Annotated in this window: 12 protein-coding genes; 7 read left to right on the top strand and 5 right to left on the bottom strand. The window is 65.9% G+C overall.

Annotated features, from left to right (window positions below; translation table 11 throughout):
* The first annotated feature begins 69 nt into the window (after window positions 1–69).
* The 4 genes from SJI00_RS00125 to SJI00_RS00110 all read left to right on the top strand — a co-directional run bounded on the left by SJI00_RS00125 (window position 70) and on the right by SJI00_RS00110 (window position 5,658).
* Complete coding sequence (locus SJI00_RS00125) at window positions 70–1,827, top strand: ATP-binding protein (protein ID WP_322459755.1); 1,758 nt, start codon at window positions 70–72, stop codon at window positions 1,825–1,827.
* Window positions 1,821–3,155 carry a sigma-54-dependent transcriptional regulator gene (locus SJI00_RS00120; protein WP_322459754.1) on the top strand — a complete coding sequence of 445 codons (1,335 nt, stop codon included), beginning with the start codon at window positions 1,821–1,823 and terminating at the stop codon, window positions 3,153–3,155. Before SJI00_RS00125 ends, SJI00_RS00120 begins: the two co-directional genes overlap by 7 nt.
* A gap of 266 nt (window positions 3,156–3,421) precedes the next feature.
* Complete coding sequence (locus tag SJI00_RS00115; RefSeq protein ID WP_322459753.1) at window positions 3,422–4,741, top strand: MFS transporter; 1,320 nt, start codon at window positions 3,422–3,424, stop codon at window positions 4,739–4,741.
* Window positions 4,742–5,046: 305 nt separating this feature from the next.
* Window positions 5,047–5,658, top strand: coding sequence for a flavin reductase family protein (locus tag SJI00_RS00110; RefSeq protein ID WP_322459752.1), 612 nt, complete (start codon window positions 5,047–5,049; stop codon window positions 5,656–5,658).
* A gap of 120 nt (window positions 5,659–5,778) precedes the next feature.
* Here the strand turns inward: SJI00_RS00110 and SJI00_RS00105 are convergent, their stop codons facing one another.
* The 5 genes from SJI00_RS00105 to SJI00_RS00085 all read right to left on the bottom strand — a co-directional run bounded on the left by SJI00_RS00105 (window position 5,779) and on the right by SJI00_RS00085 (window position 11,873).
* On the bottom strand, window positions 5,779–6,012 hold the full coding sequence (locus SJI00_RS00105) for a hypothetical protein (RefSeq protein WP_322459751.1): 234 nt from the start codon (window positions 6,010–6,012) through the stop codon (window positions 5,779–5,781).
* A gap of 200 nt (window positions 6,013–6,212) precedes the next feature.
* Window positions 6,213–7,523 (bottom strand): TolC family outer membrane protein, encoded by a 1,311-nt coding sequence (locus SJI00_RS00100; RefSeq protein WP_416220986.1) that lies wholly within the window; start codon window positions 7,521–7,523, stop codon window positions 6,213–6,215.
* Between the two features lie 14 nt (window positions 7,524–7,537).
* Window positions 7,538–8,872, bottom strand: coding sequence for an HlyD family type I secretion periplasmic adaptor subunit (locus tag SJI00_RS00095; protein WP_322459749.1), 1,335 nt, complete (start codon window positions 8,870–8,872; stop codon window positions 7,538–7,540).
* A 7-nt stretch (window positions 8,873–8,879) separates the two neighbouring features.
* Window positions 8,880–10,604: a type I secretion system permease/ATPase gene (locus SJI00_RS00090; RefSeq protein ID WP_322459748.1), complete on the bottom strand. Its 1,725-nt coding sequence runs from the start codon at window positions 10,602–10,604 to the stop codon at window positions 8,880–8,882.
* 366 nt (window positions 10,605–10,970) lie between these two features.
* Window positions 10,971–11,873, bottom strand: a complete 903-nt coding sequence (locus SJI00_RS00085) for a LysR family transcriptional regulator (RefSeq protein ID WP_322459747.1) — start codon at window positions 11,871–11,873, stop codon at window positions 10,971–10,973.
* Window positions 11,874–11,975: 102 nt separating this feature from the next.
* Here SJI00_RS00085 and SJI00_RS00080 point away from each other — a divergent pair, with 102 nt between their 5' ends.
* From SJI00_RS00080 to SJI00_RS00070, 3 genes are read left to right on the top strand one after another with little or no spacing between them, the layout of a single operon-like run.
* Window positions 11,976–13,499 carry an MFS transporter gene (locus SJI00_RS00080; RefSeq protein ID WP_322459746.1) on the top strand — a complete coding sequence of 508 codons (1,524 nt, stop codon included), beginning with the start codon at window positions 11,976–11,978 and terminating at the stop codon, window positions 13,497–13,499.
* A gap of 44 nt (window positions 13,500–13,543) precedes the next feature.
* Window positions 13,544–14,233, top strand: a complete 690-nt coding sequence (locus SJI00_RS00075) for a DUF6875 domain-containing protein (protein WP_322459745.1) — start codon at window positions 13,544–13,546, stop codon at window positions 14,231–14,233.
* A 49-nt stretch (window positions 14,234–14,282) separates the two neighbouring features.
* Window positions 14,283–15,680, top strand: coding sequence for a tryptophanase (locus SJI00_RS00070; protein ID WP_322459744.1), 1,398 nt, complete (start codon window positions 14,283–14,285; stop codon window positions 15,678–15,680).
* Window positions 15,681–15,691 lie beyond the last annotated feature (11 nt).

Below are 15,691 nucleotides of genomic sequence, written 5' to 3'. Positions count from 1 at the left end.
ACGCCCCCAGGAGACCGGGTTCGCCAGCGGCGGCCCCGTGTTCGGCTACTTCCTCCAACGGATCACCCCATGCCCTTCTCCTACCGTGCCCTGCGTCTGGGGCTGATGATTCTGGCCATTCTGGCCGGCACCGTGCTCAGCGCCGGCTGGGCCTTGCACCACGCCAAGCGCGATGCCATGCAAGCCGATGCGCGCCGCGCCAACGAACAACTGGGTTTGTACGCCACCTCCCTGCACACGCTGATCGAGCGCTACCGCGCCCTGCCGGCGGTACTGGCACTGGACCCGGAACTGATCGCCGCCCTGCACGGCCCGGTCGATCAAGCCACCCAGGCGGCGCTCAATCACAAACTTGAACGCATCAACGGCGCCGCCCAATCCTCGACCCTGGAGCTGCTGGACCACACCGGCCTCGCGGTGGCGGCCAGCAACTGGCACCTGCCCACCAGCTACGTGGGCTCGAACTACGGTTTTCGTCCGTACTTCAAGCAAGCACGCGGTGAGGGCAGCGGACGCTTCTTCGCGGTCGGCGTCACCAGCGGCGTGCCGGGCTACTTCCTCGCCAGCTCGGTGAATGACGCGCGCGAGCGTTTTCTCGGCGCCATGGTGGTCAAGCTGGAGTTCCCCGAGCTGGAACGGGACTGGCGCCAAGGCAACGACGTGGTGCTGGTGAGCGATGCCCGCGGGATCATCTTCATTGCCAACCAGGAAGGCTGGCGCTACCGCGAGCTGCGCACACTGAGCCGCGAAGACCGCGCCGTGCTGGCCGAAACCCGGCAGTACGACAAACAGCCACTGCGCCCCTTGCAGCACCAGGTGCTGACCCGCTTCGGCGACAACAGCCGCCTGAGCCGGGTCAACGGCCCCGAGGGCACTGTCGATTACCTGTGGGAGAGCCTGCCGCTGGACAGCGAAGGCTGGACCCTGCACCTGCTGCGCCAGCCGCAGGTCGCCGAGGACGGGCGCAATGCCGCACTGGGCGCGGCCGCAGTGTGGTTGAGCCTGGTGTTCGCGGCACTGTTTCTCAGCCAGCGCCTGCGCCTGGCGCGCTTGCGTCAACGCAGCCGCGAAGCGCTGGAACGTGAGGTCGAAGAACGCACCCGCGAGCTGCGCACCGCCCAGGAAGGCCTGGTGCAGACCGCCAAGCTGGCCGCCCTGGGGCAGATGTCGGCGGCCCTGGCCCATGAGATCAACCAGCCGCTGACCACCCAGCGCATGCAGCTGGAAACCCTGCGTCTGCTGCTCGACCACGGTCGTCATGACGAAGCCCGGCAAGCGCTGGAGCCGCTGGAGCAGATGCTCACGCGCATGGCCTCGCTCACGGGCCACCTGAAAACCTTTGCCCGCAACAGCCCCGGCGGGCTGCGCGAGCGCCTGGACCTCGCGCGTGTGGTCGACCAAGCCCTGCAACTGCTCGACACCCGCCTGCGCAGCGACGGCATCGACCTGGCGCTGTACCTGGCTCGCCCAGCCTGGGTCCGCGGCGATGCCATCCGCCTGGAGCAGGTGCTGATCAACCTCTTGCACAACGCCCTCGACGCCATGGCCGACAAGCGTTTCAAGCGCCTGGAGATCCGTATCGAGCATGCCGAGTCGGACTGGCGGCTCAGCGTGCTGGATTCGGGTGGCGGCATTGCCAACGCAGACATCGGCAAGGTCTTCGACCCGTTCTTCACCACCAAGGCGGTGGGCGACGGGCTGGGCCTGGGCCTGGCGATTTCCTACGGTATCGTGCACGAGGCCGGCGGCCAGCTGCGGGTGGAGAACCTCGCCGGTGGTGCCTGCTTCACCTTGTCCCTGCCCCGCGACCTGGAGCCTGTATGTTGAATTCGGTAATCGTCGTCGATGATGAAGCGAGCATCCGCAGCGCCGTCGAGCAATGGCTGAGCTTGTCGGGCTTCGAGGTGCAGCTGTTCGATCGGGCCCAAGCCTGCCTGGCGCAGCTGCCAGCGCACTTTCCCGGGGTGATCATCAGTGATGTGCGCATGCCCGGCATGGACGGTCTGCAACTGCTCGAAGCACTGCAACAGCAGGACCCGGACCTGCCGGTGATCCTGCTCACCGGCCACGGCGACGTGCCGATGGCGGTGGATGCCATGCGCCGCGGCGCCTATGACTTCCTGGAAAAACCCTTCACCCCCCAGCACCTGCTGGGCAGCCTGCGCCGCGCGCTGGAAAAGCGTCAGCTGGTGCTGGAGAACCGCCGGTTGCACGAGCAGGCCGACCTCAAGTCGCGTCTTGAGAGCGCGTTGCTAGGCATGTCGCAGGGCTTGCAGCAGCTGCGCCGGCAGGTGCTGGAACTGGCCGCGCTGCCGGTCAATGTGCTGATTCGCGGTGAAACCGGCAGCGGCAAGGAGCGCGTGGCGCGCTGCCTGCACGACTTCGGCCCGCGCGCCGGCAAGCCATTCGTGGCGCTCAACTGCGCAGCGATCCCCGAAGCATTGTTCGAGGCCGAGCTGTTCGGCCATGAAAGCGGCGCCTTCACCGGCGCCCAGGGCAAACGCATCGGCAAGCTGGAGTACGCCGACGGCGGCACGGTGTTCCTCGACGAGATCGAGAGCATGCCACTGGCCCAGCAGGCCAAGCTGCTGCGGGTGATTCAGGAGCAGACGCTCGAGCGCCTGGGGGCCAATCAGAGCATCCGCGTCGATGTGCGGGTGATCGCCGCCACCAAGCCGGACCTGCTCGAAGAGGCCCGCGCGGGGCGTTTTCGCGAAGACCTTGCCTATCGCCTGAATGTCGCCGAACTGCGCCTGGCGCCGCTGCGCGAGCGCCGCGAGGACATTCCCTTGCTGTTCGAGCATTTCGCCCGGCACTGCGCCGAGCGCTTGGGCCGCCCCGCTGCGCCCATCTCCGGCGCTCAGCTCACGCAACTGCTGGCCCATGACTGGCCCGGCAACGTGCGCGAGCTGGCCAACGCCGCCGAGCGGCACGCGCTGGGCCTGGACAGCCCCGAGCTGCACGCGCACGCCGGCAGTCCATCATTGGCCGAGCAGTTGGAAGCGTTCGAGGCGCAATGCCTGCGTGCCGCCCTGCGCCAGCACCAGGGCGAAATCAAATCGGTGATGGAGGCGCTGCAGCTGCCACGGCGTACCTTGAACGAAAAGATGCATCGCCATGGTCTGGTGCGCGAAGACTTCATCGAGCGCAGATAGGCGGAATCTTGCCCAAAAGCGGGATTCAATAGGCGGATTCTTGCTCATTGCCGTCCCAGTACGTGGCGCACAGGTTTTCCTGTGCGCAATCAAGACGCACCTCGATCCAGGCGGTAACCCCTGTAACCCGGGCGTTTGTCCGCCGCCATGGGCCCACCGCGCACCTTTGTGAGCCACGCGCGCACCCGTTTGGCACACCTTCTGCAATCGCCTGGGCCTGCCCGCTTCGGCGCGCCTCCTAAAAAAACAACGAGAAGGTCTTCCTGATGGATAACACCACGTCTCTGCCCGCCGGGGCAGCGTCTGCGCCAAACACTGCGCGCAGCACCTCCAGCCGGCTCAAATCGATCTTCAGCGGTTCCATCGGCAACATGGTCGAATGGTACGACTGGTACGTCTATGCCGCCTTCTCGCTGTACTTCGCCAAGGCCTTCTTCCCGGCGGGCGACACCACCGCACAATTGCTCAACACCGCCGCGATCTTTGCCGTCGGCTTCCTGATGCGCCCCATCGGTGGCTGGCTGATGGGCCTGTATGCCGACCGCAAAGGCCGCAAGGCCGCGTTGATGGCCTCGGTCCTGCTGATGTGCGCAGGCTCGCTGGTGATCGCCCTGACCCCCGGTTACGAAACCATCGGCGTCGCGGCCCCGGTACTGCTGGTGTTCGCCCGGTTGCTGCAAGGCCTGTCGGTGGGTGGTGAATACGGCACCTCGGCCACCTACCTCAGCGAGATGGCCAGCAAGGAACGTCGTGGCTTCTTCTCCAGCTTCCAGTACGTGACGCTGATTTCCGGTCAGCTCATCGCCCTGGCGGTACTGATCATCCTGCAGAACACCCTGACCACCGAAGAGCTGTATGCCTGGGGCTGGCGCGTACCGTTCGTGATCGGCGCGCTGTGTGCAGTGGTCGCCCTGTGGTTGCGCCGCGGCATGGAAGAAACCGCCTCCTTCACCAAGAAGGAAAAGGCCAAGGAAAGCCTGATGCGTACCCTGCTGCGCCATCCCAAGGAACTGCTCACCGTGGTCGGCCTGACCATGGGCGGCACCCTGGCCTTCTACACCTACACCACCTACATGCAGAAATACCTGGTCAACACAGTCGGCATGAGCATCAGCGACTCGACCACCATCTCGGCCGCCACGCTGTTCCTGTTCATGTGCCTGCAACCGGTGATCGGCGCGCTGTCGGACAAGATCGGCCGCCGCCCGATCCTGATCGCCTTCGGTGTGCTCGGCACGATCTTCACCGTGCCGATCCTTACCACCCTGCACACCATCCAGAGCTGGTGGGGCGCGTTCTTCCTGATCATGGCCGCGCTGATCATCGTCAGCGGCTATACCTCGATCAACGCGGTGGTCAAAGCCGAACTGTTCCCCACCGAAATCCGCGCCCTGGGCGTCGGCCTGCCCTACGCGCTGACCGTGTCGGTGTTCGGCGGTACCGCTGAATACGTGGCGCTGTGGTTCAAGAGCGCGGGCATGGAAACCGGTTACTACTGGTATGTCACCGGCTGCATCGCCTGCTCGCTGCTGGTGTACGCCACCATGAAGGACACCCGCAAGCATTCGCGGATCACGACAGACTGAAGCCGACGACGGGGCGTGGAGGTCCGTGCCCTGACGACTGTGCACACTGAGAGGGGCGCTTCGGCTGACGAAGCGCCTTTTTTCTTTGCCTCACATTTTAAATGAGCCGAAAGGGGCGATTGTTCGGCTCATTCTGTGAGCCGAATGACCGTAACATTCGGCTCATCGCTTTTCGGAGAGCTGAGCATGGCCCCAAGGGCTGTCGACGTAGCTCAAGCAAACCGTACTACGCCACACACGGCACTTGCAGCCACGCCCAGCCTTGGCACACTAGGCAACCCTTCCCCCGCACAAGGCCTGACCCGATGCATTTCTATGAACCTGCCAAAGGCCACGGCCTGCCCCACGACCCGTTCAACGCCATCGTCGGCCCGCGGCCCATCGGCTGGATTTCTTCGCAGGACGCCGACGGCCGCCTGAATCTGGCGCCGTACAGCTTCTTCAATGCCTTCAATTACATTCCGCCGATCGTGGGGTTCTGCAGCGTCGGGCGTAAAGACAGCCTGAACAACATCGAGCAGACCGGCGAGTTCGTCTGGAACCTGGCCACCAAACCCCTGGCCGAGGCGATGAACCAGAGCTGCGCGGCGGTGGCGGCCGATGTCGATGAGTTTCAGTTGAGCGGCCTGACCCCTGCGCCGTCGCGCATCATTCGCACACCGAGAGTCGGTGAAACGCCGGTGGCCTTCGAGTGCAAGGTCACGCAGATCGTGCAGCTCAAACGTGCCGATCAGGAGCTGGTGCCCAGCTGGCTGATTCTGGGCGAAGTGGTGGCGGTGCACATCGCCGAGCATCTGCTCAAGGACGGCATCTACGACACCGCCGCGGCAGAACCCATCCTGCGCGGTGGCGGCCCTGCGGATTACTTCGAGCTGGGCAACCTGTTCAAGATGCGCCGGCCGCAGGCGCAGGGTTGATGACCAGAGCAGGACGGTGCCTTTACTGAACGCCCGCCAGCGCTCCCGCTCGAACGCCGATCACCAAGGCAGCTCGGCGTCGTCACTGACACCCAGCAGACGTTCAGTCTCGAAAGCCGGTTACCAGATCAGCTCGGCATCGTTGCTGACATCCTGCAAGCGGTCGAGCTCCGCACTGGCGGCCGCATCGGCTGCCAGGGCGCTGGCGAAGTGCTGGCTGGCGAGCACCTTGTGGAAACGCGGCGCGCCGCCGTTGACCAAATGTTTCACAGCAATGGCGGCGTGATAGCCACCCCCCTCGGCGGGGACCATGGCGGAAACGGCTTCGAAGTGCGGGAATACTCTGCGGGCCATGACGGCGCTCCGGTGTGCAAAGGGCGGCGATTGTACACCGAGGTCAGGGTGCGCACGGTCCTGTGAGAGAGCAGTCGGTTCGGTGCTGCGATCGGTCGCGATCTCCCACACAGCCGCTCGGATCCTGACGCTGCGCACTATCGGGCAGGTCGAATGCTGAGCCACAGGCCGGCTGCGCCTGACCAGACTGTGACCCTCCCTCAGAACAACCCCTGCACCTTCTCAAGCTCGCGCCGAGTCATCTGCCCAGTGCGGGTGTGCAGGTTCACGTAGCTCTGCAGCATCGCCAATTTGGTGTCGAGCAGGTCGCGCTTGGCCGAGAACAGCCGCTGCTGGGCGTCGAGAATGTCGACCGTCGAGCGCACCCCGGCGCCATAGCCCTTCTGCGCCGAGGTCAGCGCCGTTTCGCTGGAGCGCACGGCGGTAGCCAGGGCCTTGATCTTCTCGAAACCGGCAACCACGCCCAGGTAGTTCACCTCGACGTCCTCGCTCAATTGCTGCTGTTGCGCATCGAGGCTGGAGCGGGCGCTTTCCAGCGCGGCGCGGGCTTTCTCGGACGAGGCCGTGACGCCGCCACCCTGATACAGCGGAATGTCCAGCACCACACCGACGTAATAGGTCGACTGGCGCTGAGACAGCTCATTGATGTCGCTCTGATCGATACGCGCTACCCGCCCGCTCAAAGCCAGGGTCGGATAATGCTGGGCCTTCTGCTGGCGCAGGTTGGCCTCGGCCAGATCGATCGAGGCGCGGCTGACGCCGAGCACCCCGGCGGTCTGGTCGGCCTTGTTCATCCAGTAGTCGAGGTCCTGCTCGGGGGCCAGCAAGGCTGCGGCCGGGGCCTGCTCCTGCATGGCGGGAATCTGTGTCACGTTCAGCCCCGAACGCCCGGCCAGGCGGCGCAGGGCCGAGCGGTGCTGGGCTTGCAACTGGATTTCCTGAGCGCGCACCGAGTCGAGCCGCGCCTGTGCCTCGGCAAGGTCGGTGACGGTGCCCTCACCAGCGTCGAACAGACGCTGGGACTGCTTGGCCAAGCCTTCGATCGAGGCCTTCTGCTGTGTGGTCAAGGCCAGGTCATTCTCCACCTGGGCCAGGTCGAAATAGGCCTGCACCACCCGGTCGAACAGCGCCTGGTCGGCGTTTTCGTGCTGCACCTCGCCCAGTTGCCCACGGGCCTTGGCCTGCTCGTAAGCGGCCCAGCGGCCTTTGTCGTAGAGCGGCTGGGTAACGGTCAGGGCCACGCTGTCGGAGGCGTATTGATCATCCTGACGGTTGCTCCTGGACGCACTGCCGAACTGGCCGCCATGGCCATAGCGGCCATTGATACCGACCTGCGGCAGCAGCGCACTGCGGCCGATGGCGCGTTCCTGGCGCGAGGCGTCGTAATCGTGGCCGGCCACTTGGTAGGTGGCGTCGTTCAGGCGCGAGGCATCGTACAGCCCCAGCAGCGACAGCGGCGGCTCCTCGGCGTATACCGGGGCAGCGGCGAACAGGCTCAGCAGCAAGGTCATGGGCAGGCGCACGGTCACTCTTCCTTCAAGGCGCCGGCCATGCGCTCGGCGACCGGTTGCATGAGGTAGCTGGCCAGGGTCCGCTCGCCGGTCTTGACCAGCACTTCGGCCTGCATGCCCGGCTTGATGTCCAGGCCCAATTCACGCAGGCCAATCACCGCTTCCGGGCTGACCGCTACCTCGACCGAGAAATACGCAGAGCCGGTTTTTTCATCGACCAACTGGTCGGCCGAGACGGTCGCCACTTGGCCAACGATCACCGGCGTATGCACCCGCTGCAACGAGCCGAAGCGCACGTCCACCGGCAGCCCAGGTTTCAAGCGATCGGCCATCATGGGCGGAAACTGCGCCTTGACCACCCAGCTCGAACCCTGCGGCACGATGTCCATCAGGCGCTGGCCGGGCTGGGCGATGCCGCCGACCGTGTGCACGGTCATGCCCATCACCTGGCCACTGACGGGCGCGGTGATGGCAGCGCTGTTGACGTCGAATTCCAGTGACTTGATCTGGTCGAGCAAGCTTGAGGTCTGTGCGCTGACCTGGGTCAGCTGGGTCTCGGCGTCGCTGCGAAACTGCTGGGCCTGCTGCAACCCCTTGAGCTGGCTTTCATTGATGCCCTGGCGGGTGCGGCCGATGTCGGAAATGCTCGCCGCCAGCTGCGCGCCCAATTGCGCCGCGCTGCTTTCGGCCTCGAACAGCCGGTTGCGCGGCAAGTAGCCCTCGCGCGCCAGCTCGCGCATGCCCTGCAGCGACTGCTGCTGGAACTGCGCCTGTGCGGCGTGGTTGCGCCTGATCTCTTCGAAGCCCTTGAGCTGGTCGTTGAGCGAGGCGATTTCGTGCTGGCTGATCTGCAGCCGGCTGGCCAGCTCCGCACGCCGGGTGGCGAACAGGTAACCCTGCAGCTCCATGGCGGCCACCGCGCGCGGGTCGTTGGCGCGCGCCAGCAACGCGTCGGACCACTTCACCTGCGCCAGGTCGAGGCGCTCGGCCATCAACCGGTCTTCCACAGCACGGGCGCTGAGCCACTGGCCGAGGGCGACGTCGAGCTGCGAGCGCGCTTGTACAGTGTTCAGCTGCATCAGTACCTGGCCCTGCTCGACCCGTTCGCCTTCGCGCACGCGAATGCTTTCGAGCATGCCGCCGGTGCGCGACTGCACGGTCTTGCGCTCGCCAGACACCACCACCGTGCCGCTGCCGACCACACCGCGATCGAGCGGCGCCAGGCAGGCCCACAGCAGAAAGCCGCCCAGCCCCAGCAGCAGGCAGCAGATGCCGATACGGGCGATGCCGGCGGCATCGGCGTCGGGGCGATGATCGACGGGGGACAGATCGTGGGAGCTGGCGTGCATGGCGGCCTCAGGCGGATTGGCTGCTGATTTCGGCGGGCTTGCCGGGGGGCGTGGCGGGCACCAGGGTCTTGAGCACCTGGTCACGCGGGCCGAACAGGTGCTGCACGCCTTCGCGCAGGAACAGCAGTTTGTCGACCGCATTGAGAATGTTCGGCCGATGGGTCACCAGCACCACCGTGCAGCCGTCGGCCTTGAGCTGGCGCACGGCCTGCACCAGAGCCAGCTCGCCGGCATCATCGAGGTTGGAGTTGGGCTCATCGAGCACCACCAGCGCCGGCTTGCCGTACAGCGCGCGGGCCAGGCCGATGCGCTGTTTCTGCCCGCCCGACAGGCCCAGCCCGCCGGTGCCGAGCAGGGTGTCGTAGCCGTTGGCCAGGTGCAGGATCATGTCGTGGATCCCGGCCAGTTGCGCCGCAGCGATCACCTGCTCGGCCTGCACGTCGCCGAAGCGGGCGATGTTCTCGGCGATGCTGCCGTCGAACAGTTCGATGTCTTGCGGCAAATAACCCAGGTGCGGGCCGAGGGCTTCGCGCGACCACTGGCCGATCTCGGCACCATCGAGCCGTACCGAACCTTGGCGGGGCGGCCAGATGCCGACCATGGCCCGCGCCAGGGAAGACTTACCCGATGCGCTCGGACCGATGATCGCCAGTACTTCGCCCTTGGCCAGCTTCAGGGTGACGCCATTGACGGCCGGCGTCTGCTGGCCCGGCGGGGTGATCACCAGACGGTCGAGGCTCAGCGCACCGCTGGGCGCCGGCAGCGGCATGCGTACGCTGGCCTTGGGAAAATCGTTGAGCAGACGGTTCAGGCGCAGGTAGCTGCTCTTGGCGTTGCCCATCTGTTTCCACGAGCCGATCAGCGCTTCGGCCGGCGCCATGGCGCGACCCAGCAGCACCGACACCGCAATCATCACCCCGGCGGAAATCTGGTTCTCGATCACCAGAATCGCCCCCAGGCCCAACGCCAGCGACTGCCAGGTCATGCGCACGAAACGCGACAGCGAGGCAATCCGCGCGCTGCGGTCACTGGCTCGGGCCTGCTCGACGATCATGCGCTGCTGCACGTTGAACCAGCGCCTGCGCAGGGGCGCGAGCATGCCCAGGGCCTGGATCACCTCAGCGTTGTGCAAGGTGCCGTTGACGTAGCTCGAAGACGCCACCGACAGGCGATTGGCCTCGGCCATGCTCTTGCGCGTACTCAACTCGTTCCACAGCGCGAGGGCTGCGAGGATCAGCGAACCGATCACGGTGAACACCCCCAGCCAGGGGTGGAAAAGGAAGGTGGCGATCAGGTACAGCGGCAGCCACGGCGCATCGAACAGCGCGATCAACCCGGGGCCGGTGACGAATTGGCGGATGCTGTTGAGGTCGCTGAGCACCTGCGCCGGGTTGCTGTTGTGCTCTTTGAGGCTGCGCTCGAAGGCGGCGTCGAACACCCGCTCGCCCAGGTGCGTGTCGAGCCCGGCGCTCATGCGGATCATCACCTGCCCGCGCACCCATTCCAGGGCACAGCTCAAGGCAAAGAAGCCAAGCAGGATCAGGCTGAGCATCAGCAGCGTGGTTTCGTTGCGGCTGGTCAGCACCCGGTCGAACACCTGCATCATGTAGATCGAGGGCACCAGCATCAGCAGGTTGATCACCCCGCTGAACAGGGCCAGCACCCCGAACAGCCGGCGGTAGCGCAGCAAGGCAGCGTCGATTTCACGGGAGGGATCGAGGAACAGGCGCATGGAAGTCCGACAGGTGAACAGCGTTGGAGAGAACGACGGGACGGTCGATGCCGAGCGGCGGCCGGTGCCAGCACTTTGCTCAAGGGCGATGAACGGCTGGGCGAACGCTGCGTCGTGACCAGTTCATCGGCCTGGAGGGCGGGTTCTTGAGGGCTTGGCTGCGCGTGACCGACGCCATTGGTCGCGACGCCTGGCCCAGCCATCGCGGTGGCTGCCACGCCGGATGGCGGAGGCTGCGCGCTGGCTGCACCGGGGGCACTGCGTGCGTTGCTGCCGCGCGCCGGCGCTGCAGTCGATTCGAGGCGCATTCAGACCATCAGGCCGAGCGCTCCACCTCACCGCTGTAGGGGGGGGTAAAACCGTTATTCAGACCATCTCGCGCACCCAGCACTGCTCGATCCAGTCCTCCAGCGCCTTGACCCGTTTGGCCTCATACCGATTGTTCAGCCGTACCAAGTGCACCGGCAGGCCGGTCAAGCTCCACTCCGGCAGCAATTGCACCAGCTCGCCCGAATCGATTCCCTCCTGGAACAACCAGCGCGGCCCTGGGTGAAGCCCCGCGCCCTGGCGCACCGCCTGCAGGATCGCGCCGACATTATTGAGGTAGAACACCCCTTGCAGCTCGACACTGGCCTGTTTGCCATCGCGGTTCAGCCGCAGGCGGGTGCGGTGGCGCTCCTGGCCGAGGGAATAGAGGATGGCGCGGTGGCCGGCGAGGTCTTGCGGTTTCTCTGGCAAACCGTGAGCGCGTACGTAGCCTGCGCTGGCGCAGAGCACGCTGGGCATGCTGCCGATCTTGCGCGTGAGCATGTCCGAGACCGGCAGCTCGCCCACCCGCAGGGCCAGGTCCATGGCCTCGCCGCGCAGGTCGATGCGTGAGTCCGACAACACCAGGTCCAGCAGGACCTGCGGGTGCTGACGCTGGAAGGCGGTGAGCCAGCCGACCAGGTGGCGTTCGCCGAAATTCACCGGGGCGGTCATGCGCACCGTGCCGGCGATCAGCGGCGAACCGCCGTCGAGCTCGGCGATGACCCCCTCCATCTCGTCGATCAGCGGTTTCATCAGCTCATAGGCCCGCGAGCCGGCTTCGGTCATGGCCACTTGCCGCGTCGTGCGATTGAGCAGGCGCACGTTCAGGCGCTTTTCCAGCGAGGAAATCCGTCGGCTGACCGAGGATGGCTCTAGATCGTGGTCATCAGCGGCTTTGGTCAGGCTGCCACGCTCGACGATGCGAAAAAACAGGCGCCATAGCGAAATGTCATCATTCATGCATTAACCGCAATTCTCTTTTGAATATTGTCCCCTTCAAGTGCACTTATCCCTCAAATACCATCCCCCGTCTACTGGCTCAGGGAAGGAGGGAGAGACGCCATGGAAGCCCAGCAAGACGCGACGCGACGGGCCTTGGTGCTGTGCGCGGTGTGCATGGCCGGCCTGATCCTGCCGTTGGAATACACCGGCCCCGCCATGGCCCTGTCGGCCATTGGTGATGATCTGGGCGGCAGTTCACTGGCCCTGGCCTGGGTGGTCAACGCCTTCGCCTTGAGTTTCGGCAGCGCCATCATGGCCGCCGGCACCCTGGCTGACCTGTACGGCCGCAAGCGCTTGTTCTGCTGGGGCATCGGCAGCTTCACACTGTTGTCGGTGGTGGTCAGCTGCGCCCCGAACGTGGTGTTTCTCGACCTGATCCGCGGCCTGCAAGGCATTGCCGCGGCGCTGACCATGGCCGGTGGCTCGGCCACCCTGGCCCAGGAATACCAGGGTCACGCCCGCACCCGCGCCTTTGGCCTGCTGGGCACCGCCTTTGGCCTGGGCCTGGCGTTCGGCCCGGTGGTGTCGGGGATGCTGGTGGAGTGCTTCAACTGGCGCGCCATCTTCCTGCTCGGCGCAGCCTTCGGCGCCCTGGCCTGGTGGCTGGCCGCGCCGCGCATGGTCGAGAGTCGCGACCCCGACGCCCGTCACCTCGACTGGGCCGGCGTGCTCAGTTTCACCGCCATGCTGGTACTGCTGACTTTCGCCATCATGCACGTGCCCGCTGCGGGTTGGCGCAGCCTTACGGTCATGGGCCTGCTGGCCGCCGCAGTGCTGATGCTGGCGCTGTTCATCGGCATCGAGCGGCGTCAGGCACGGCCCATGCTCGACCTGTCGCTGTTCGCCGACAAACGCTTCGTCGGTGTGCAACTGCTGCCGATTGCCACCGCCCTGAGTTTCATCGTGCTGCTGATTCTGCTGCCGCTGCGCCTGGTGGGCGTCGAGCAACTGAGCGCGGGCCAGGCGGGGCTGATGATGATGGGGCTGTCGCTGCCGATGCTGCTGGTGCCCTTCCTGGCTGCATTGATGGCGCGCCACATCGCGTCGGCCAACCTGTGTTTCGCAGGCCTGCTGCTGGCTGGCATCGGCCTGCTCTGGCTGGCCCGCATCGAGGTGGGCGCCGACTGGCTGGCGCTGTGCCTGCCGCTGCTGCTGATCGGCATCGGCTCGGCGATGCCCTGGGGGCTGATGGACGACTTGTCGATCAAGGTGGTGTCGGTCGAACGCGCCGGCATGGCCACCGGCATCTTCACCACCATGCGCGCCTGCGGCGAGGCGATCTGCGTGGCCGCCGCGCTGGCGGTTCTCAACAGCCTCTTGCAGCAACCGCTCGACGCCGTGCTGGCCGAGGGCAGCGCCAAGGCCGTGGCCGGGGAACTGGCGACCGGTAGCTTCGCCGCCGCCCAGGCCAACGCCCATCCGCTGTCCGGCCCTGCCCTCATGGGTTTTTATGGCAACGCCTTCGCCACCCTCACCTACGGCCTGGCGGCGCTGACCCTGGCTGCCGCCGTGGTCAGCCGCTGGGCCCTGCGTGAGCCCGTGGCCCCCTGCCCGGCGCCTGCCGCGCCGCGTGCCCCACGTTGATCACGCGCTCGGCTCGATCAATCACCGTTGTTGAGGACGTCATGATGGAACGTGACCACACCCCCGCTGCGCCGCTCACGCTGGTCCCCATCGCTCGCGCCCTGGAAGGTGTGGGCGCCGACTGCTCCGAACAGATGGTCGACATCGCCCAGTGGTGCGTGTCGTACCTGTGCAACCCGCACCCGGAACTGGGCCGCAGCGGCGCCGTGTGCCCGTGGTCGCCGCCGGCCATGAAGCGCGAAACCTTCTGGCTCACAGACGTGCGCTTGGCCGGGCGTGAAGACGACGCCATCGCCGCCGACCTGCTGAGCCTGATCGAGACCTTCAAGCAACGCGCGCCGCAGAGCGGCACCGCCAGCCAGTTCAAGACCATCGTCTGCGTGCTGCACGACCTCGACGACCCGGCGCAGGTCAACCACTACCACAGCCTGTTCAAGCCGCAGTTCCTCGCGGCCGGCCTGATGCTCGGCGAGTTCTATTCGCACTGCCCGAAACCTGGCCTGCGCAGCGACCACTTCAACCCGTTGCGCTCCCCCGTGCCGCTGCTGGTGGTGCGCGAGATGGTCGAGCTGGACATCGCCTTTCTGTCCGACCAGCCGCAGTTCGTCGACGCCTACCTGCGCACCCACGGCGCGCGGGCGCGGATCGGCATCAACTCGGTGCTGCACCAGGAAGACCGCTTGAGCCTGAGCAATGAACAATGGGAAGTGCTGCGGCGCATCGTCGGCAGTTGAAGCACCCGTTCCCGCCCCCTTTTGTCTGAGTGCCCTGGAGGCCCTAGAAATGCCCGTTCGTATGCCAGAACCGTTCCGCATCAAGATGGTCGAGCCACTCAGAACCACCACCGCGCAGTACCGCCAGGAGGCGCTGAAAAAAGCCGGCCTCAACCCGTTTCTGCTGCGTGCCGACGACGTGTTCATCGACCTGCTGACCGACAGCGGCACCGGCGCCATGAGCGACCGACAGTGGAGCGCCATGCTCGGCGCCGACGAGTCCTACGCTGGCAGCCGCAGCTTCTTCAAGCTCAGCGACACCGTCGAGCGCCTGTTCGGCTACCCACACACCATCCCGGTCCACCAGGGCCGTGGCGCGGAGCAGATCCTCTTCCCCTGCCTGGTCGAGCGCGCCAAGGCGCGTGGTGCCACGGCGCCCATCTTCATTTCCAACCACCACTTCGACACCACCAAGGCGCACGTGGAAATTGCCGGGGCGATGGTGCGCAACCTGATCTGCCCAGCCGCGCTGGACACCGCGCGGCATGACGACTGGAAGGGCAACTTCGACCTGGCTGCGCTGGCCAACGACATCGAAGTACAGGGCGCGCACCAGGTGGCGGCGGTGGTCATCACCATCACCTGCAACAGCGTCGGCGGCCAGCCGGTGGCGATGGACAACATCCGCGACGCCGCCTCCCTGGCGCGCCAGCACGGCATCCCGGTGGTGATCGACGCCGCGCGTTTCTCCGAGAACGCCTGGTTCATCCAGCAGCGCGACCCGCTGTACCGCGAGCGCTCGATCCCCGAGATCGTCTGGGAGATGTTCCAGCACGCCGACATCTTCACCATGTCGGCCAAGAAAGACGCCATGGTCAACATCGGGGGTCTGTGCTGTTTCCGCGAAGAAGACGACCTGCTGCGCGCCGCCCAGCTGCGCTGCGTGCCGATGGAAGGCTTCATCACCTATGGCGGCCTGGCCGGGCGTGACCTGGAAGCCATGGCCGTGGGCCTGGAGGAAGCCTGCGACGTGCACCACCTGGCCAGCCGGATCGGCCAGGTCACCTACCTGGCCGATCGCTTGCAGGCCGCAGGCGTGCCGATTCAGACGCCGGTCGGTGGGCATGCGGTGTTTGTCGATGCCGGCAAGATTCGCCCGGATGTGCCGGGGTATCATTTCCCCGCGCAGATGCTGGTCAATGCGCTGTACCTGGAAAGCGGCGTGCGGGCCACGGAAATCGGCTCGCTGATGATGGGCCGCCACCCACAGACCCGCGAGCAGGAGCCCGCGTTGTTCGAGCTGATGCGCCTGACCATTCCACGGCGCACCTACACCGACAACCACATGGACTACGTGGCTGACTCGCTGGTGGAAGTGATCGAGCGGGCTGCCAGCCTGCGCCCGCTCGACTTTACCTACGAGCCGCCGGTACTGCGCCAGTTCACGGCGCGTTTCAAAGAAATTTGACCACCCTTACG

This window comes from Pseudomonas gebzensis, from assembly GCF_034427815.1.
Lineage (GTDB): Bacteria > Pseudomonadota > Gammaproteobacteria > Pseudomonadales > Pseudomonadaceae > Aquipseudomonas.
The sequence above is the reverse complement of the archived record's forward strand: the minus strand, read 5'-3'. Positions and strand labels throughout refer to the sequence as shown.

Excerpts from the sequence above, each read along its gene's own strand:
- SJI00_RS00085 (WP_322459747.1), bottom strand. The coding sequence starts at position 11,873 with ATGAATGATGACATTTCGCTATGGCGCCTGTTTTTTCGCATCGTCGAG.
- SJI00_RS00120 (WP_322459754.1), top strand. The coding sequence starts at position 1,821 with ATGTTGAATTCGGTAATCGTCGTCGATGATGAAGCGAGCATCCGCAGC.
- SJI00_RS00070 (WP_322459744.1), top strand. The coding sequence starts at position 14,283 with ATGCCCGTTCGTATGCCAGAACCGTTCCGCATCAAGATGGTCGAGCCA.
- SJI00_RS00090 (WP_322459748.1), bottom strand. The coding sequence starts at position 10,604 with ATGCGCCTGTTCCTCGATCCCTCCCGTGAAATCGACGCTGCCTTGCTG.
- SJI00_RS00100 (WP_416220986.1), bottom strand. The coding sequence starts at position 7,523 with ATGACCTTGCTGCTGAGCCTGTTCGCCGCTGCCCCGGTATACGCCGAG.
- SJI00_RS00125 (WP_322459755.1), top strand. The coding sequence starts at position 70 with ATGCCCTTCTCCTACCGTGCCCTGCGTCTGGGGCTGATGATTCTGGCC.
- SJI00_RS00110 (WP_322459752.1), top strand. The coding sequence starts at position 5,047 with ATGCATTTCTATGAACCTGCCAAAGGCCACGGCCTGCCCCACGACCCG.
- SJI00_RS00095 (WP_322459749.1), bottom strand. The coding sequence starts at position 8,872 with ATGCACGCCAGCTCCCACGATCTGTCCCCCGTCGATCATCGCCCCGAC.
- SJI00_RS00075 (WP_322459745.1), top strand. The coding sequence starts at position 13,544 with ATGGAACGTGACCACACCCCCGCTGCGCCGCTCACGCTGGTCCCCATC.
- SJI00_RS00105 (WP_322459751.1), bottom strand. The coding sequence starts at position 6,012 with ATGGCCCGCAGAGTATTCCCGCACTTCGAAGCCGTTTCCGCCATGGTC.
- SJI00_RS00080 (WP_322459746.1), top strand. The coding sequence starts at position 11,976 with ATGGAAGCCCAGCAAGACGCGACGCGACGGGCCTTGGTGCTGTGCGCG.
- SJI00_RS00115 (WP_322459753.1), top strand. The coding sequence starts at position 3,422 with ATGGATAACACCACGTCTCTGCCCGCCGGGGCAGCGTCTGCGCCAAAC.